The 17,958-nt window shown below is 74.3% G+C and carries 16 protein-coding genes and 2 riboswitches; of the genes, 5 read left to right on the top strand and 11 right to left on the bottom strand.

Going from position 1 to position 17,958, the window contains the following annotated elements; translation table 11 throughout:
- Nucleotides 1–3 precede the first annotated feature (3 nt).
- Together ACFYUV_RS29455 and cobG are read right to left on the bottom strand one after the other, a co-directional pair.
- On the bottom strand, nt 4–624 hold the full coding sequence (locus ACFYUV_RS29455) for a precorrin-8X methylmutase (protein WP_387673532.1): 621 nt from the start codon (nt 622–624) through the stop codon (nt 4–6).
- The gene (gene cobG / locus ACFYUV_RS29450) at nt 621–1,832 is read right to left on the bottom strand and encodes a precorrin-3B synthase (RefSeq protein WP_387673529.1); all 1,212 of its coding nucleotides are present in this window, start codon (nt 1,830–1,832) and stop codon (nt 621–623) included. The genes ACFYUV_RS29455 and cobG overlap by 4 nt, the downstream gene beginning before the upstream one ends.
- 10 nt (nt 1,833–1,842) lie before the next feature.
- A riboswitch (cobalamin riboswitch) is annotated at nt 1,843–2,053 on the top strand.
- Nucleotides 2,054–2,083: 30 nt separating this feature from the next.
- Between cobG and cobN the strand changes: the two genes are divergently transcribed.
- Complete coding sequence (gene cobN / locus ACFYUV_RS29445) at nt 2,084–5,710, top strand: cobaltochelatase subunit CobN (protein WP_387673526.1); 3,627 nt, start codon at nt 2,084–2,086, stop codon at nt 5,708–5,710.
- Here the strand turns inward: cobN and ACFYUV_RS29440 are convergent.
- The 6 genes from ACFYUV_RS29440 to ACFYUV_RS29415 are packed head-to-tail and all read right to left on the bottom strand — an operon-like array spanning nt 5,665 to nt 11,333.
- Nucleotides 5,665–7,038, bottom strand: a complete 1,374-nt coding sequence (locus ACFYUV_RS29440) for a cobyrinate a,c-diamide synthase (protein WP_387674347.1) — start codon at nt 7,036–7,038, stop codon at nt 5,665–5,667. The two genes, cobN and ACFYUV_RS29440, sit on opposite strands and share 46 nt — an antisense overlap.
- 8 nt (nt 7,039–7,046) lie before the next feature.
- Nucleotides 7,047–7,649, bottom strand: a complete 603-nt coding sequence (cobO, locus tag ACFYUV_RS29435; RefSeq protein WP_387673523.1) for a cob(I)yrinic acid a,c-diamide adenosyltransferase — start codon at nt 7,647–7,649, stop codon at nt 7,047–7,049.
- A 2-nt stretch (nt 7,650–7,651) separates the two neighbouring features.
- Nucleotides 7,652–9,793 (bottom strand): VWA domain-containing protein, encoded by a 2,142-nt coding sequence (locus ACFYUV_RS29430; protein WP_387673520.1) that lies wholly within the window; start codon nt 9,791–9,793, stop codon nt 7,652–7,654.
- Entirely contained in the window at nt 9,790–10,341 is a 552-nt protein-coding gene (locus ACFYUV_RS29425) for a histidine phosphatase family protein (RefSeq protein WP_387673517.1), read from the bottom strand. The genes ACFYUV_RS29430 and ACFYUV_RS29425 overlap by 4 nt, the downstream gene beginning before the upstream one ends.
- Nucleotides 10,342–10,346: 5 nt before the next feature.
- On the bottom strand, nt 10,347–11,132 hold the full coding sequence (locus ACFYUV_RS29420; RefSeq protein ID WP_387673514.1) for a CbtA family protein: 786 nt from the start codon (nt 11,130–11,132) through the stop codon (nt 10,347–10,349).
- A 9-nt stretch (nt 11,133–11,141) separates the two neighbouring features.
- The gene (locus tag ACFYUV_RS29415; protein WP_352320001.1) at nt 11,142–11,333 is read right to left on the bottom strand and encodes a CbtB domain-containing protein; all 192 of its coding nucleotides are present in this window, start codon (nt 11,331–11,333) and stop codon (nt 11,142–11,144) included.
- A 34-nt stretch (nt 11,334–11,367) separates the two neighbouring features.
- Nucleotides 11,368–11,497: riboswitch (cobalamin riboswitch) on the bottom strand.
- A gap of 176 nt (nt 11,498–11,673) precedes the next feature.
- On the opposite strand from ACFYUV_RS29415, the gene ACFYUV_RS29410 reads away from it, so the two are divergent.
- Both ACFYUV_RS29410 and ACFYUV_RS29405 read left to right on the top strand, forming a co-directional pair.
- Nucleotides 11,674–12,105, top strand: a complete 432-nt coding sequence (locus ACFYUV_RS29410; protein ID WP_387673511.1) for a nuclear transport factor 2 family protein — start codon at nt 11,674–11,676, stop codon at nt 12,103–12,105.
- 110 nt (nt 12,106–12,215) lie between these two features.
- On the top strand, nt 12,216–13,652 hold the full coding sequence (locus tag ACFYUV_RS29405; RefSeq protein ID WP_387673508.1) for an MFS transporter: 1,437 nt from the start codon (nt 12,216–12,218) through the stop codon (nt 13,650–13,652).
- Nucleotides 13,653–13,667: 15 nt separating this feature from the next.
- Here the strand turns inward: ACFYUV_RS29405 and ACFYUV_RS29400 are convergent, their stop codons facing one another.
- The 3 genes from ACFYUV_RS29400 to ACFYUV_RS29390 all read right to left on the bottom strand — a co-directional run bounded on the left by ACFYUV_RS29400 (nt 13,668) and on the right by ACFYUV_RS29390 (nt 16,430).
- Nucleotides 13,668–14,513, bottom strand: coding sequence for a helix-turn-helix transcriptional regulator (locus ACFYUV_RS29400; protein WP_387673505.1), 846 nt, complete (start codon nt 14,511–14,513; stop codon nt 13,668–13,670).
- A 163-nt stretch (nt 14,514–14,676) separates the two neighbouring features.
- Entirely contained in the window at nt 14,677–15,216 is a 540-nt protein-coding gene (locus tag ACFYUV_RS29395) for an AAA family ATPase (RefSeq protein WP_387673502.1), read from the bottom strand.
- Complete coding sequence (locus ACFYUV_RS29390; protein WP_387673499.1) at nt 15,186–16,430, bottom strand: MFS transporter; 1,245 nt, start codon at nt 16,428–16,430, stop codon at nt 15,186–15,188. Before ACFYUV_RS29390 ends, ACFYUV_RS29395 begins: the two co-directional genes overlap by 31 nt.
- A gap of 80 nt (nt 16,431–16,510) precedes the next feature.
- Between ACFYUV_RS29390 and ACFYUV_RS29385 the strand changes: the two genes are divergently transcribed.
- Nucleotides 16,511–16,900, top strand: coding sequence for a MerR family transcriptional regulator (locus ACFYUV_RS29385; RefSeq protein WP_387673496.1), 390 nt, complete (start codon nt 16,511–16,513; stop codon nt 16,898–16,900).
- A gap of 49 nt (nt 16,901–16,949) precedes the next feature.
- On the top strand, nt 16,950–17,801 hold the full coding sequence (locus ACFYUV_RS29380; protein ID WP_387673493.1) for a methyltransferase: 852 nt from the start codon (nt 16,950–16,952) through the stop codon (nt 17,799–17,801).
- The last annotated feature ends 157 nt before the right edge of the window (nt 17,802–17,958 follow it).

Raw genomic sequence — 17,958 nt, 5'->3', positions numbered from 1 at the left:
TCGTCACTCCGTCTCGTTCGCGATGGCGTTGATCGCGGCGGCCGTCATCGCACTGCCGCCGCGACGGCCGTGCACCACCAGGTACTCCAGGTCGCTGCCGGCCAGCGCCTGCTTGGACTCGGCCGCGCCGATGAAGCCGACCGGGATGCCGAGCACGGCCGCGGGGCGTCCGGCGCCCTCGGCCACCAGCTCCAGCAGCCGGAACAGGGCGGTCGGCGCGTTCCCGATCGCCACCACCGCGCCCTCCAGGCGGTCGCGCCACAGCTCCAGGGCCGCGGCGCTGCGGGTGGTGCCGAGGCGTTCGGCCAGCTCGGGCACGCGCGGGTCGCCCAGCGTGCACAGCACCTCGTTGCCCGCGGGCAGCCTGCGCCGGGTCACGCCGGAGGCGACCATCATGGCGTCGCACAACACCGGCGCGCCGCCGCGCAGCGCCTCCCTGGCCCGCGCGACCACCTGCGGCGACCAGGCCAGGTCGGTGACGAGGTCGGTCATGCCGCACGCGTGGATCATGCGCACCGCCACCTGGGCGACCTCGGGCGGCAGGCCCGTGAGGTCGCTCTCGGCGCGGATGGTCGCGAACGAGCGCCGGTAGATCTCGGCGCCGTCGCGGATGTAGTCGCTCACTCCTGGCGTTCCTCGTATCCGTTGATGGTTGCGATCAGCTGGCGGACCGGGCCGCGTGGCAGGCCGCAGCGCCGCTCGCAACCGGCCCAGTGGACGGGCGTGGCGGGTGCGCGGCCGAGGCCCCGCACCCATTGCCGGGCATCGGCCCGCACGTCGGCGAGCGCCTTCGCGCAGCCGGGACGGCCGGTGCAGGCGGTCACCCCGGCCCAGGGGGAGTCCGGGTCGGTGGCGAGCCCGGCGGCGGCCAGCGCCCGCTCGGTCGGGTCCGCCTCGCCGGGGGAGAGGTCCGGCAGGACGACGGTCCGCCAGGGGGTCAGGCGCACCGGCCGTCCGAGGTCCGCGAGGGCTCCGGCCTGGTCGGACGTCAGGCGGCCGAGCGGCACGAGCGCCTCGATCGCCATCCGACCGTCCCGCTGGGCGATCCGGCCCGCGGACGGGCGGCGCGCGGAGACGGGGGCGGGCGCGGCATCCGAGGCATCCGCGGCTTCCGGGGCCTCTGGGGCGTTCGTGGCGTGCGGGGCGTCGATCAGGCTTGGTTCGCCGGCGCGCAGGCGGGTGGCGATTCTGGCGGGGCCGTCCGGGAGGTCGCGGATGCGCCAGGCGCGCGGGCCGTCGGGGGACAGCTCGTCCAGGAACGCCTCGGCGGCGTCGATCATGAGCGGGACGGCCGCGTCCGGGGCGACGGTCAGCCCCGTGTCGGCGCCGGCGAGCAGCAGCCGTCCGGTCGCCACGTAGGTGACGTCCGCGCCGAGCCCGGCGACGTCCCGCGTGCCGTCGTCCAGGGCGAACAGGAACCGTCCCGGCAGCGCGGCCAGCCGGGGCCGCGCGCACAGCGCCCGGTCCAGGGCGTCCGCCATCGCCAGCACGTCCAGCAGCCCGTCGGGACCGCGCCCGCCCAGCGGCGAGGCCAGGATGTTGCGCACCCGCTCGTGCGCGGGCGACGGCAGCAGCCCGGCCGCCGCGATCCGCCCGGCGAAGACCTCGGGCGAGCGCAGCCCCCGCACCTGGACGTTCGCCCGCGACGTCAGCTCGATCACGCCCGTTCCCAGCTCGGCCGCGCACCCGGCGAGCGCGCGGAGCTGCGCGGCCGACACCGCGCCGCCGGGCAGGCGCACGCGGGCGAGCGGGCCGTCGGCGGCCTCGTGCACCTGGAGCGCCCCCGGACAGGCATCGGGACGCGTACGTCCGGAAGATTCACCTACGGGCACGAAGGGATCGTAACGCCACTTCTGGGACGGGTCGCTCCTGTCGTAAGCTTCGGCGTAGACGATGGCAATGGGAGGAAGCCGGTGTGAATCCGGCGCGGTCCCGCCACTGTGACCGGGGAGCGAACCCCACCACGAGGCCACTGTCCGGAGACGGGCGGGAAGGCCGGGGTGAGCGTCGATCCGGGAGCCAGGAGACTCCTGCCGTCGTGTCACCCGCGACCGGGGCGAGGACCCCGAGGGAGGAATGCGCCGTGCCTGGCGACAGCCGTACCGTTCTGCTGCTCTCCACCTCCGACACCGACCTGCTGAGCGCTCGCGCCTGCGGGGCGGGCTACCGCCTGGGCAATCCCGCCCGGCTGACCGCCGAGGACGTCCCCGGCCTGACGGAGGGGACCGACCTCGTCGTGGTGCGCCTGCTGGGCGGGCGGCGGGCCTGGCCGGACGGGCTCGACGCGCTGCTGGCCGGGCCGCGCCCCGTGGTGGTGCTGGGCGGGGAGCAGGCTCCCGACGCCGAGCTGATGGAGCTGTCCACGGTCAGCGGCGGGGTGTGCGCCGAGGCGCACGCCTACCTGGCCCATGGCGGCCCGGCCAACCTGGCCGAGCTGCACGCGTTCCTGTCCGACACCGTCCTGCTGACCGGGCACGGGTTCGAGCCGCCCGTCCCCGCCCCCACCTGGGGACGGCTGGACCGCCCTGCCAGGACCACCGGCGGTCCCGTGGTGGGCGTGCTCTACTACCGGGCCCACCACATGGCCGGCAACACCGCGTTCGTCGAGGCGTTGTGCGACGCCGTCGAGGACGCGGGCGGGCAGGCGCTGCCGGTCTTCTGCTCGTCCCTGCGCGCGGCCGAGCCGGAGCTGCTGGACACGCTGCGCGCGGCGGACGCCCTGGTCGTCACGGTGCTGGCGGCGGGCGGCTCCCGTCCGGCCACCGCGGGAGCGGGCGGCGACGACGAGGCCTGGGACGTCGGCGCGCTGGCCGGGCTGGACGTGCCGATCCTGCAAGGACTCTGCCTGACCACCACCCGGCAGGCATGGGAGGAGAACGACGACGGGCTGTCGCCGCTGGACGCAGCCTCCCAGGTGGCGATCCCGGAGTTCGACGGCCGGATCATCACGGTGCCGTTCTCGTTCAAGGAGATCGACCCCGACGGGCTGACCGTCTACGTCGCCGACCCCGAGCGGGCCGCCCGGGTGGCGGGCATCGCGGTGCGCCACGGCCTGCTGCGGCACACCCCTCCCGCAGAGCGGCGGCTGGTGGTGATGTTGTCGGCGTACCCGACCAAGCACTCCCGCGTCGGCAACGCGGTCGGGCTGGACACCCCCGCGAGCACCGTCCGGCTGCTGGCCCGTCTCGCCGAGGCGGGTTACGACCTGGGCGACGGCTTCCCCGGCGTGGCCGACCAGGACGGCGACGCGCTGGTGCACGCGCTGATCGCCGCCGGCGGCCAGGACCAGGACTGGCTGACCGAGGAGCACCTGGCGGGCAACCCGGTGCGCATCTCCGCCGCCTCCTACGAGCAGTGGTACCGGACGCTGCCCGCGGCCCTGCGCGAGGAGATGGAACGCCACTGGGGGCCGCCGCCCGGAGAGCTGTTCGTGCACGAGGGCGACAGCGGGACCGACATCGTGCTGGCCGCGCTGCGGGCCGGGAACCTGGTGGTGATGGTGCAGCCGCCGCGCGGCTTCGGGGAGAACCCGATCGCCATCTACCACGACCCCGACCTGCCGCCCAGCCACCACTACCTGGCCGCCTACCGCTGGCTGTCGGCCGAGTTCGGCGCGCACGCGATGGTGCACGTCGGCAAGCACGGCAACCTGGAGTGGCTGCCCGGCAAGTCGGCGGGGATGTCGGCCGCGTGCGGCACCGACGCCGCCATCGGCGACCTGCCGCTGGTCTACCCCTTCCTCGTCAACGACCCGGGGGAGGGCACGCAGGCCAAGCGGCGCGCGCACGCCGTGCTGGTGGACCACCTGGTGCCGCCGATGGCCCGCGCCGACACCTACGGCGACATCGCCCGGCTGGAGCAGCTCCTGGACGAGCACGCCACGATCGCCGCCATGGACCCCGCCAAGCTGCCCGCGATCCGGGCGCAGATCTGGACGCTGATCCAGGCCGCCCGGCTCGACCACGACCTCGGGCTGGCCGACCGGCCGCACGACAGCGAGTTCGACGACCTCATCCTGCACGTGGACGGCTGGCTGTGCGAGGTGAAGGACGCGCAGATCCGCGACGGACTGCACGTCCTCGGCCAGGCGCCCACCGGCCAGGTGCGGGTGGACCTGGTGCTGGCCATGTTGCGCGCCCGGCAGATGTGGGCCGGCAGGGAGACGCTGCCCGGCCTGCGCGAGGCGCTCGGCCTGGCCGAGGACGGCACGGCGGCGCTCGGCGACGTGGACCGCGCCGAGACGACCGCCCGCGCCCTGGTCGAGGCCATGGAGCAGCACGCCTGGGCCCCGAGCGCAGCCCCCGCCGTCACTCGCGCGGTATTGGGCGGCGTGGCCGAGGAAGGCGTGGCCGAGGGGCGGGAGGAGCTGGTGGCGCGGGTGCTGGCGTTCGCCGCCACCGAGATGGTGCCGCGCCTGGCCCGCACCACCGACGAGCTCGACCACGTCCTGCACGCCCTGGACGGCGGCTACGTGCCCGCCGGCCCCAGCGGCTCCCCGCTGCGCGGCCTGGTCAACGTGCTGCCGACGGGCCGCAACTTCTACTCCGTGGACCCACGGGCGGTGCCCAGCCGCCTGGCCTGGGAGACCGGCCAGGCGATGGCGGAGTCGCTGCTGGAGCGCTACCGCGCCGACACCGGCGAGTGGCCGCGCTCGGTCGGGCTGTCGGTGTGGGGGACCAGCGCCATGCGCACGGCGGGCGACGACGTCGCCGAGGTGCTGGCCCTGCTCGGCGTCCGCCCCGAATGGGACGAGGCGTCGCGTCGCGTCATCCGCCTGGAGCCGATCCCGCTCGCCGAGCTGGGCCGCCCGCGCATCGACGTGACGGTCCGCATCAGCGGCTTCTTCCGCGACGCCTTCCCTTACGTGGTCGGCATGCTCGACGACGCCGTACGGCTGGTCGCGTCGCTGGCGGAGCCCGCTGAGGACAACTACGTCCGCGCCCACGTGGCCGCGACGGGCGGCGACGAGAGGCTGGCCACGATGCGCGTCTTCGGCTCCGCGCCCGGCGCGTACGGGGCCGGGCTGCTGCCGCTCATCGACAGCCGCAACTGGCGCGACGACGCCGACCTGGCCGAGGTGTACGCCGTGTGGGGCGGCTACGCCTACGGCCGCGACCTCGACGGCGTCGCCGCCCGCCCCCAGATGGAGGACGCCTACCGCCGCATCGCCGTCGCCGCCAAGAACGTCGACACCCGCGAGCACGACATCGCCGACTCCGACGACTACTTCCAGTACCACGGCGGCATGATCGCCACCGTGCGCGCGCTCACCGGCAGGGCCCCGGCCGCCTACGTCGGCGACAGCACCCGCCCCGACGCCGTGCGCACCCGCACCCTGTCGGAGGAGACCTCACGGATCTTCCGCGCCAGGGTGGTCAACCCGCGCTGGCTGGCCGCCATGCGCCGGCACGGCTACAAGGGCGCCTTCGAGCTGGCCGCCACCGTCGACTACCTGTTCGGCTACGACGCCACCACCGGCGTGATGGCCGACTGGATGTACGACAAGCTCACGGAGACGTACGTGCTCGACCCCGAGAACCAGGCGTTCATGGCCCGCTCGAACCCCTGGGCGCTGCACGGCATCGCCGAACGCCTCCTGGAGGCCGCCGAGCGCGGCATGTGGCAGCACCCGGACCCGGAGGTCCTGCGCGGCCTGCAGGAGGTCTACCTCAAGACCGAGGGCGACCTGGAGGACGACACCAGCCGCTGAGCCAGGCGCGGCGCGCCCGCCCAGTGCAGATGCAGGTAGGACGCGGTCACGCCGGGGTCGCCGTACCCGTCGTGGCCGCCGTCCCAGCGCAACAGCGGCTCGCCCGCGTACGTGACGGCCGTCCGGTGGAACTCGTGCCCGCGCAGCCGCTCGCCCGTCCTGGTGAGCGGCGAGCGCCGCAGCGCGACGGCGTCCCGGTAGCCGAGCGTCAGCCGGGACGTCATCCGCGCCCGCCCCGGGACGCGCCCGCACATGCGCTGGCCGTCCAGCTCGTCGCACAGGTACAGCAGCCCCGCGCACTCGGCGGCGATCGGGCCGGGGAAGGCGGCGACCTGCTGCCGCAGGGGCTCGTTGGCGGCCAGCTCGGCGGCGTACACCTCCGGGAAGCCGCCGCCGATCACGATCGCGCCGGTCCCGTCCGGCAGCCGCGTGTCGCGCAGCGGGTCGAAGACGGCCACCTCGGCCCCCGCCGCCCACAGCAGCTCGACCTGCTCGGCGTAGCCGAACGTGAACGCCGCCCCACCGGCCACGGCCACCACCGGCCGGCCGCCTCTGGCGGGCCCTTGGCCGCGCGCGGCACCCGCCACCGCCTCCTCTGGCCGGCCGCCCGTCGCGGCGGGCGTCGGCGGCGTCCAGGAGGGGCCGCCCAGCGGGGGAGCGGAGCGCGCCAGCCGCAGCAACGCGTCCAGGTCGCACGAACGCGCCACCAGGGCGGCCAGCCGGTCCACGGCCGCGACCGCCTCGGTCCGGCGCTCGGCGGCCGGCACCAGCCCCAGGTGCCGGGAGGGCGTGGCCACGGCGTCGTCGCGGCGGATCGCCCCCAGCACCGGCACGCCCGCCGCCGCCAGCGCCGACCGGCCCAGCTCCTCGTGCCGGTCGGAGCCCACCCGGTTGAGCACCACCCCGCCCACCCGCACGTCCGGGTCGAAGGTGGCGAACCCGTGCACCACCGCCGCCACCGACCTGCTCTGCCGGGCCGCGTCCACGACCAGCACCACCGGCGCGTCCAGCAGCGTCGCGACGTGCGCGGTCGAGGCGAAGCCGGTGTCCCCCCTGCCGTCGAACAGGCCCATCACGCCCTCGACCACCGCCACGTCGCACCCGGCGGCGCCGTGCAGGAACAGCGGGGCGACGAGCTCCTCCCCGACGAGCCACGGATCCAGATTGCGGCCGGGACGGCCGGCGGCCAGCGCGTGATAGCCCGGGTCGATGTAGTCGGGCCCCACCTTGTGCGGCGAGACCCGCAGCCCGCGCGCCCGCAACGCCGCCATGAGCCCCGTGGCCACCGTCGTCTTGCCGCTGCCCGACGACGGCGCGGCGATCACCAGCCGGGGGACTACCACTCGATGCCCTTCTGCCCCTTCTGCCCGGCGTCCATGGGGTGGCGTACCTTGCCCATCTCCGTCACCAGGTCGGCGACCTCGATCAGCCGTCCGGGCGCGTCCCTGCCGGTGATCACGACGTGCTGGCTGCCCGGCCGGTCCGTCAGCGTCTTCAGCACGTCGTCCAGGTCCAGCCAGCTCCACTTCAGCGGGTAGGTGAACTCGTCCAGCACGTAGAACCGGTACGTCTGCGCCGCCAGGTCGCGCTTGATCTGCTCCCAGCCCTCACGGGCGTCGGCCGCGTGGTCCTCCTCGGCGCCGGGCCGCTGGATCCACGACCAGCCCTCGCCCATCTTGTGCCAGGTCACCGGGCCGCCCTCGCCCGTCTCGCCGAGCACCCTGAGCGCCCGTTCCTCGCCGATGCGCCACTTGGCCGACTTCACGAACTGGAACACCCCGACCGGCCAGCCCTGGTTCCAGGCCCGCAACGCCATCCCGAAGGCGGCCGTGGACTTGCCCTTGCCCGGTCCGGTGTGCACCATCAGCAGCGGACGGGTCCGGCGCTGGCGCGTGGTCAGGCCGTCGTCGGGCACGACAGCCGGTTTTCCCTGAGGCATGTTCAGACCGCCTTCCTGTGGTCACGGACGACCGAACCGAGATCGGCCAGAGAGTCGAGAGGCACGAGCCGCGCCCGCAGCCGTGCGGCCAGCCGGACGGCCAGGCCGAGCCTGACCGGCCCGCTCTCGCAGTCCACGACCACCGACGCGGTGCCGGCCAGCAGCGCGGCGGCCCGGTCCACGTCGCCGCCGGCCGTGGCCCGTCCGTCGGTGACCAGCACCAGCAGCGGACGCCTGGCGGGGTCGCGCAGCCGTTCCACGCGCAGCACCTCCGCCGCGCGCACCAGCCCCGCCGCCAGCGGCGTGCGCCCTCCGGTGGGCAGGGAGCGCAGCCGGGCCGCGCCCGCCTCCACCGACGAGGTGGGCGGCAGCGCCACCTCCGCGCCGGCCCCTCGGAAAGTGATCAGTCCTATCTTGTCCCGCCGCTGGTAGGCGTCGAGGAGCAGGCTGAGCACGGCCGTCTTGACCGCGGTCATGCGCTTGCGCGCCGCCATCGAGCCGCTCGCGTCCACCACGAAGAGCACGAGGTTGCCCTCCCTGCCCTCGCGCACCACCTCGCGCAGGTCGTCGCCGCGCAGCGCCAGCCCGGGGCCCTGGCGGCCGCGTTCCCGCTGGTGGGGCGCCGCTGCCAGCAGCGTCGCCGGCACATGGAGGTCGCGTACGGGGCCGGGCGGGCGGCGTGCGCCGGCGCTCCGGCCGCGCCGGGTCCGGGAGCGCGACCGCCGGCCCACCGCCCCCTCGCCGATCCCCGGCACCTCCAGCAGCGGCACCCGGTACGGCGCGGCCACGCCCGCCACCTGCGCGGCCGCCTGCGAGGCCGCCTGAGGCCCCGGGGCTCGGGAGGCCGCCGTCCCCGTGGCGGGCGACGCGTCCGGAGCGGGGTCTCCGGCCATCGGCGGCGCGTCCGCACCGGCGGCCCCGGACGCCGACGGGTCAGCGGCGGCCGTCCGGCCGTCCGCCGAGGGCTCGCCGGTCGGGTGGTTCCGCGTTCCGGGTCCGGTGCCGTCGCCCGGTGGCGGCGTCCCGCCAGGTCCGCCGGGCCCGGAGCCGTCGGGACCGCCGTCGGGACCTGAGCCGTCGTGGCCGCCGCCGGGACCGGAGCCGTCGGGGCCGCCGTCCGGGGTGTCGTCGCCCGACGTGCGTTCCAGCAGCTCGTCGAGCAGCGCCTCGTCCAGGCCCGGAGCGTCGAACGGATCGCGCCGCCTGCGATGCGGCAGCGACAGCCGGGCCGCGGCCCGCACGTCCTCGGTCGTCACCGTGTCGCGGCCCTGCCAGGCGGCGTGGGCGATGGCCGCGTTCGCCGTCACCAGGTCGGCACGCAGGCCGTCGACCTCGAAGGCGGCGCACACCGTCGCGATCTGCCGCAGCCGGGCGTCCGGCAACCGCACGCCGGGAACCCGGGACCGGGCGGCGGCGATGCGGGCCGACAACGCCGATTCCGCTGCCGTCCATCGACGCGCGAACGCCGCCGCGTCCGCCTCGAAGGCCAGCCGCCGCCGCACCACCTCGGCGCGCTCCTCCGGGTCGCGGGACGCCCTGACCTCGACCGTCAGCCCGAACCGGTCCAGAAGCTGCGGACGCAGCTCGCCCTCCTCCGGGTTCATGGTGCCCACCAGCAGGAAGCGGGCGGCATGGCGCACCGACACCGACTCGCGCTCGACGTAGCAGGTGCCCAGCGCGGCCGCGTCGAGCAGCAGGTCCACGAGGTGGTCGTGCAGGAGGTTCACCTCGTCCACGTACAGGACACCGCGGTGGGCGGCCGCCAGCAGCCCCGGCTCGAACGCCTTCACCCCTTCCGTCAGCGCCCGCTCGACGTCGAGCGAGCCGGCCAGCCGGTCCTCCGACGCGCCGACCGGCAGCTCCACCAGGGCGGCCGGCCGTTCCACCCGCCCGGCGTCGGGCTCGTGCGGCCCGTCCGGGCACTCAGGGTCGGGTACGGCGGGGTCGCAGGCGAACCGGCACCCCGGCACCACGGACACCGTGGGCAACTGGGCCGCCAGCGCCCGCACGATCGTGGACTTCGCCGTTCCCTTCTCCCCGCGGACGAGCACCCCGCCCACCCGGGGCGACACCGCGTTCAGCACCAGCGCCAGCTTCAGGTCGCCGAGCCCGACGACGGCGCTGAACGGATAGGTGACGATCAAGACTCAGCCTTCCGGTTGACGTGGACCACCCGCCAGCCGTCCCGCGCGACGGTCAGCTCGGTGGTGGACAGAGGAGCCAGGTCGAAACGGGCCGCGCGCAGCGGATCCAGCCCCAGGACATGGCCGAGCGCCGCTCTGATGACGCCCGCGTCGCAGACCACGACGGCCCGCGGCTCGTCCCGTACCGAGTCGAGCCAGCCCGCCACCCTGGCGGCGAGCGCGCTCAGTGACTCGCCGCCGTGCGGGGCGGCGTGCGGGTCGGCCAGCCAGCTCGCCAGCGCGTCCGGCTCCGCCAGCGCGACCCGTCCGTACGGCAGGCCCCGCCACCGGCCGCAGTCCGCCTCCGCCAGGGCGGGAGCCTCGCGGGCCGCCAGCCCCATGGCGGCGGCCGTCTGCCGCGCGGCCCTGCAGGGAGCGGCCCATGCCGCCGCCGCCTCGACGGGCCCCGCCGCGGCGGCCCTGGTCAGGCTCGCCGCGTCGGCGTCCTCGTCGGCGGGAAAGCACCCGGCCCGCATCCCCGGTGTCGTGGCATGCCGGACGAACAGCACCTTGCTCAGCTCGGCGCCGCGACCAGCGGGTGAGCCGCCGTACGCCGCTCCGCCCGGTCGCTCGCCCAGCCGAACAGCGCGCCGAACGCCGCCCAGAAGACGAGCTGCGTGCCGAGCGAGGCGAGCCGGAACTCCCACAGCAGCGTGGCGGGGAACCCCTCGGGCACCTCATCGACCGCCGGCAGCAACCACCACGCGGCGACGACGGGCACCAGGAACGCGACCGCCGCCGCCGTCCAGCGCGCCCACGGGCCGCCGTCGACGCGGCGGGCCGTCGCCACCGCGATCGCCGTCGCCGCCAGCCCGACGAGGATCATCACCACGTAAAGCAGCGTGCGGCTGTTGATGGTGTCCGGGTCGCCCACCGCAGGCGGGTTTGCCGGATATTTCACGAAGGGCACGAGGATGATCGCGGCGAACGCCGTCCCGGCCGCGGCCAGCGCCAGCCGCGCGTCGGAACGCGGGCCGACCCGCCCGCGCAGTCCGGCGAACACCAGGGCGAACACCCCGCCCACGGCCAGCCCGTAGAGCCCGGTGGCCAGGAACAGCCCCGCCTTCTGCACGGGCCTGCCGACCACGGCGTCCTCGCCGTGACTGTGCTCGGCCGCTTCGGCGTGACTGTGCCCGGCCGTCCCGGCGTCCGGATCGGGCGCCTCGGCCTGGGCGGCGGCCTCCTCCAAGGCGATCGCGTGGTCCACGCGAGGTTCACCGAAGGCGAAGGCGAAGGCGCCCGCGATCAGTCCGGCCAGGAGTCCGACGAGCAGACCTCTGGCCAGGAAGGTGCGTACCATGACGGGCCCTCAGTGGCAGGGCACGCCGAGCAGGTGACGCCCGTCGTGCATCAGCTCGTGCAGGAAGGTGCCGGTCTGGGAGATGGCGCCGTTGTCCATCAGAACCAGGTAGGCGACCAGCAGCAGCACGGGCACGGCCAGCAGCAGCCAAGGGCGCAGGCGGGGAAAGGGAATCGTCGACGGGGTGGACAACCCGGTCATGTCAAGCCTCCTCAGGGGTCACGCGTCCCATATCACGAGGTCACGGCTGCCAAGCGACCTGGCTCCCGGGATCTACGTCCCGGATACAGTGGCGCGTCCGCACCGGCATCTCACCGGATTTCCCTTGGACAACCGTGAAATCTACCGGAACGTATCCTTTCCTCACGTTCGCGTCAACATGCGACCGGTGCCCCTGGGCCACCTGCCGCTGCGCGGCGCGCCTTTGCGAAAGGCCCAGAATTTCACCTCGTCGAGTCTGCGGATCTAGCCTGCGTTGGTCATTCGACTGCATATCGACAGCCACGCTGGGCATCGAGCGAATATAGGAGGACCCGGTGCCATGAATGTTTCCCGCGAGGTGCGCGACCGCTATACGGACGCGTTCAACGCCCACGACATGACGGCACTGCTCGGCACTTTCAGCCCGGCCGGAGTGTCCATCAGCCCCGAAGGCGTATCTCAGGGACACAGCGAGCTGGCCTCCTATCTGGAGGAGTTCTGGACGGCGTTCCCCGACGTCCGGGCCGTGATCACGGAGTCCTCCGAGTGTGAGGCCACAACCGTCGACGAGCTTCTCATGGTCGGAACTCACCGAGGCCCATACACCATGCCCGACGGTCAGGTGCTTCACCCCACGGGCCGCCCTGTTCGTTTGCGATGCTGTTATGTCTGCACAGTGGAAGACGGGCTCATCACGAGTTTGCGCCTCTATTTCGATCAACTGGAGTTGCTCACCCAGCTCTCCGACTCGGTGATTCTGCAGCGTCCTTAGCGAATTGCCGGACGCGACGGATCGCCCCCGCGTCCGCCCGTCCTGCACCTGACAGATGTACCCTCAGCAGGGCTCTGGTCGATCTTCGCGGCCGGCCGCACTCTGGCCGCATGACGACGGACACACACGACCTGACCGCCGCTGACACGACCCCGCGATGGGGGCTGCGCGGCTGGCTCGTCCTCATCACGTTGTGCGGCGCGACGTTGATGACCGGGCTGGACTACTCGATCATCACGGTGGCGCTGCCGGAGATCGGCAGGGACCTCGGCTTCTTCTCCGCCCCGGCGCTGCAGTGGGTGGCCACCGCCTGCCTGCTGCCGACGGCCGCGTTGATGCCCTTGTTCGGACGCGCGTCCGACATGGTGGGCAGGCGCCGGTTGTTCGTCATCGGCGTGGCGGCGTTCTCGGTGTTCTCGCTGCTGGCCGGGCTGGCGCCGACCCCGGGGCTGCTGGTGACGGCCCGCGCGGGACAGGGCGTGGCCGCGGCCATGATCGGCCCGACCGCGCTGGCGCTGATGACCGGCACGTTCCCCGAAGGGCCGCAGCGCACCAGGGCGCTGGGCGTCAACGGCGCCCTGCTGTCGCTGGGCTTCGTCGTCGGGACGATCGGCGGCGGGCTCATCACCAGCGGCCTGAACTGGCGCTGGACGATGCTCATCCTGTTCGGCATCGGCGTCCTGGTCATGACGGGCGCGGTGACGGTCGTGCGGGAGACGGCCGTACGCGGCCGGGCCAGGCTCGACGTGCCCGGCGCGCTGCTGGCGAGCGGCGGCCTGTTCGCCCTGGTCTACGGCATCTCGACCGGCGGGGCGGCGGGCTGGGGCAGCCTGCCGACGCTGGCGACCTTGACGGCGGCGGCCCTGCTGCTGGGCGCGTTCCTGGCCGTCGAGGCGCGGCACGCGGCCCCGCTCGTCCCGCTGCGGCTGCTGCGCCGCAGGACGGTCAAGTGGGGCATGACGGTCGGGCTGGTCACCTTCGGGATGTGCGGCGGCGCGACCCTGCTGCTCAGCATCCACATGCAGGACGTCCTGGGCTACACGCCGCTGCAGACCGGGCTCGGCTTCCTCGGGGAGGGCGTCGCGGCCCTGGTCGCGGGCAGCTTCGCGGCCAAGATGATCAGCACGCGGGGGACGGCGGCGACCATCGTCACCGGCCTGACCGTGCAGGCCGCCGGCACCGCCGCCATGGTGTTCCTGCCGGCCCAGGGCGGCCTGGTCCTGCTGCTGGCGACGTCGGCCACGATGGGGTTCGGGCACGTCCTGACGGTGGTGGCCGCCGTCACGACCATCACGTCCGGGCTGGGCGAGGCCGACCAGGGCGTGGCGGGCAGCCTCGCCCAGATGCCCACCTTCGTCGGCGCCGTCGGCGTGGCGGGGCTCACCGCGATCGCCGCCGTCCGTACGGAAGCGCTCGCCTCGGCCGCCACCGAGGCGTCGGCCACCCTCGGCGGCCTGCACGCCGCCTTCCTGGTGGCCGGCGCGGTGGCGCTGGCCGGCGCCCTCGTCGGCGGCGCCCTCCTGCGCCGCCCCGCCCCGGCCGCGTGACCCGCCCCTGAGGCCCTACGGTGAGACGGCGGTGGCCAGCTCGGCCAGCCGCCGCAGCCGTTCCTCCGACGGTGAACCCGCCTCGGCCTGGAAGACCGTCACGCCCTGCCCTTCGTCGTCGGGCGTGCGCAGGAGCTCGGCGGTGAGGGTCATGACGCCCACCTCCGGATGCCGGTAGTCGCGCGAGCTGGAGGCGCAGTTGCTCACCGGGTGCTCGGTCCACATCGCACGGAACTCGGGGCTGAGCGCCAGCAGCTCGTCGACCAGCGCGTTCAGCCCTTCGTCGGTGGGGAAGCGGCTCAGCGAGCCCTCCAGGTAGGCGATGTCGTCGCGGGCCTTCTGCGTCCAGTCGGCGTACAGCCCGCGGGAGAAGTCCAGCTCCAGGAAGTCGAGGCGGACGAAGTTCGGCTTCTCCGCCCCCTCGAAGGGCCAGTGCGGGGCGAGCAGCGCGTGCGCCGGACGGTTCCAGGCCAGGATGTCGCCCCGCCGGCCGACCGCGATCGCGGGCCGGTCGGTGAAGGCGTCCACCATCAGCCTGATGCCGGGACGCAGCTGCTCGGGCTTCGCCCTCGCCCCGGCCCGGGCGGCCCTGGCCAGCCGGTGCAGGTGGGCCAGCTCGTCGTCGTCCAGCCGCAGGACACGGGCCACGGCGTCCAGGACGTCGTCCGAGACGTTGGGGCTCTGTCCCTGCTCCAGGCGGGTGTAGTAGCCGACGCTGACTCCGGCCAGCGGCGCCAGCTCCTCCCTGCGCAGCCCCGCGACGCGCCGATGCCTGACTCCTGAGCTCAGGCCCACGTCCTCGGGACGCAGCCGGGCCCGTCGGGACCGCAGGAACTCGCCAAGTGCAGAAGCGGGATACATGGCACCAAGACTGCCAAACTCCCCACCCGCACAAAGCCACCCGCCGCCCTCGGCGGCCGGCCAACGCCGTTGCTGCCGGTGCCGCGCCACGGCTTCCGCATCGCCCGGAGCGGAGCGCGCCTGGACCGGCTCACCGCCTTCGCGGACCGCCTGGCCGAACTGCTCACAGGCGTGTCGCTTCGCCGGTCACGAGGCCCGCGTTCCGGAGAATCAGCCCGACGGTCCGGGCCAGGGTGCTGCTCTCGTCGATGATCGTCTCCGTCGCGCCGGGCAGGACGTCCTGTTCGAGGTACCACCGCCGCATGTCGTCGAAGCTGAACTGGGTGCGCTGAGGCCGCGTCCGGTGCCTGGCGAGCGTCTCCTCCAGGGAGACGTCCAGGTAGTAGCCGTGGCTCGTGCCTCGATGGTCGCGGAACAGCGCCTGCAGCATCTCTCCGTAGTGGCTCCAGGCGAGGATGCCTTCCAGGATGACGTGGTAGCCGGCGTTCAGTGCGTGGCGGCACATCACGTCGAGCAGCCCGATGTTCACGCCGCCCGCCTTGTCGCGCTCGCGGAGGATCTCCCGGCGTACGACGTCCTGACCGATGAGGGCCATGCCGCGCTGGTCATACGTTTCCCGCACGGTGCGGGCCACGGGGGACTTGCCGGATCCGGAATTGCCTCGAATGACGATCAAAACCGTGTCCGGTGAGCCGATGAGCACCGTCCGACAGTACCGGGGGTGCCGCAGGCGGGGGTCAGGGCTTGGTGTTCGGCGGTCTTCGGTGACGTCCGTGGCCGGGGCAGGACGAGGTAGGTGAGGGCCAGTCCGATCAGGCTCAGTGCCGCGCCCGCCAGGCCGGTCCACCGCAGGGCGCCGGCGGCGACGATCGTGCCGCCGATGACCGAGCCGGCCGCGGCCCCGAGGTTGAAGGCGCCGACGTTGGCGGAGACCGCCAGGCTCGGGGCGGCGCCCGCGTGGTGCAGGATCAGTCCCTGGAGCGGGGCGATGGTCGCGGTGGCCAGCAGGCCGAGCACCAGGACCGAGGCCACGGCGGCAGGCTGCCACACCACGGCGAACGGGACCAGCAGGAGCGTCCCCGCCAGCCCGCCGAAGACCCCGCGTACGGTGGCGCTCATCGACTTGTCGGTCAGCCGTCCGGCGGTGAGGTTGCCGATGAAACTGCCCGCGCCGTAGGCGAGCAGCAGACCGGAGACCGCCGCGGCGGAGAAGCCGGAGACGCGGATCAGCAGCGGGGCGATGTAGGTGAACACCGTGGCGACCCCGGAGAAGCCCACCGCGGTGGTGGCGATGGCGAGCATGACCGGCCGGCGCGTCACCACGCGTACCTCGTCACGCAGGCGCGTGGACGGCGCCTCCTGCCGGGGCAGGACGACGGCCAGAAGCATGGCGCCCACCAGGGACAGAACGGTCAGCACGGCGAACGGAGCCCGCCAACCGGCGCTCTCCCCGAGCAGTGCGCCCAGGGGCACCCCGAGGAGCGTGGCCACGGTGAAGCCGGAGGCCACGGTGGCGATGGCCGAGCCCGTCCGCTCGGCCGGGACCACCCGGGTCGCCGTCACCAGCGCCAGAGCCAGGAAGGCGGCGTGGCTGAGCGAGGACACCACGCGGCCCACCAGGAGCAGGCCGAACGACGGCGCCCCCGCGCTGATCGCGCTGCCCGCCGCGAACAGCAGCATCAGCCCGACGGCGAGCCCCTTGCGCGGCAGACGCGAGGTCAGCAGGGCCATGAGCGGCCCTCCGGCCACCACTCCGAGCGCATACGCGGTCACCGCCTGTCCGGCGGTGCCCACGGAGACGTCAAGATCAGCTCCGACCTGGGGCAGCAACCCGGCGATCAGGTACTCCGAGGTGCCCACGACGAAGACGCTCGAGCACAATGCCGCGAGCGTCGCGAAACCCTTGTCCATCTTCATGGCGTAGACGCTAAAGTCTCACATCGATATGAGAGTCAAGAGGAGCAGGGTGATGACCGGCCCGCCATCAGGAGGTCGTCGTGCGCATCGGTGAGCTGTCCCGGCGGACCGGCGTGGCCGTGCACCTGCTGCGCTACTACGGGGAACAGGGGCTGCTCCACCCGCAGCGGCGCCCCAGCGGCTACCGGGAATACGCCGAGGAGGACGTCGCCGTCGTCCGCCGCATCCGCAGCCTGCTGGCCGCCGGCCTGAACACCTCGACGATCATGACGGTCCTGCCGTGCCTGCGGGACGCCGGCGACCGCCTCGTCCCCACCTGCTCTGACCTGGTCGCCGACCTCCACCAGGAGCGCGCCCGCATCGCCCAGGCCATCAGCGACCTCCAGACCTCCATGGACGCGCTCGACGACGTCATCGCCGCGGCCCCGGCCGACGTCACCCGCCGGGCCCTGGCCTCACTCGGCGGCTGAATCGCCTGTCATGCTGACACGGCACGCGGAAGATCGTGAAGATGTACGCATGAGTTCATCGCAGCCCTTCGCCGGCCCCGGGTCCGCCCCGGATCACCGCTACCTGCTCGACAACGCCCGGGTGGAGGCGGGCGAGCGGTTCACCTGGCTGGCCGAGCTGTTCGACGGCGTCACGCGGGGGCACCTCGACCGGCTCGGCGTGCAGGCGGGCTGGCGTTGCTGGGAAGTCGGCGCGGGAGGCCCCAGCATCCCCGAGGCGCTCGCCACGGCCGTCGGGCCGACCGGTCACGTGCTGGCCACGGACATCAACCCCACCTGGCTGGACCCGCACGCCGGGTACGAGGTGCTCCGGCACGACGTCGTCGCGGACCCGCCGCCGCAGCCGGGCACGTTCGACCTGGTGCACGCCCGGCTCGTGCTGGTCCACGTGCCCGACCGTGCCCGGGCGCTGGCGACGATGGTGGCGGCGCTGCGCCCCGGCGGCCGGCTGTTGATCGAGGATGCCGACACCGAGCTGCAGCCGCTGGCCTGCCTCGACGAGGCCGGCCCGGCACAGCGGCGCGCCAACCGGCTGCGGCGCGCCGTCCGGGAGTTGCTGACCCGCCGTGGCGCCGACCTGCGCTTCGGCCGGACGCTGCCGCGGGCGTTGCGCGCGGCCGGCCTGGTCGACGTCGCGGCGGCCGGCTGCTTCCCGGTCGGCGGGGTGGCCTGCGACCGGCTGGAGGCCGCGACGGTGCGCATGGTCCGCGCCGAGTTGCTCGCCGCCGGGCTGGCCGACGACGCCGAGATCGACGCGCACCTGGCCGCCGTCGAGGCCGGCGAGCTCGACCTCACCCTCGCGCCGCTGATCTCGGCATGGGGACGCCGCCCGGAACAGCCCGCGGCGCCCGGACCGCGCTGAGCCGCAGGCCGGTGAACACACCGCCGCCTCGGCGACGAGGACGCCGCCCGCGCCCACGCCGCCGCCGCCGCGCGGCCGGCACCGGCGGGCGGCCGGCGGATCTCGCGCAGGACCACGCCGAGCAGCCGGTCGGCGCTCAGGTAGCCCGCCCGGCGCG

It is taken from the genome of Nonomuraea sp. NPDC003560, assembly GCF_042878785.1.
Lineage (GTDB): Bacteria > Actinomycetota > Actinomycetes > Streptosporangiales > Streptosporangiaceae > Nonomuraea.
Note: the sequence above shows the minus strand (reverse complement) of the source record. Positions and strands in the feature narration are given on the sequence as shown.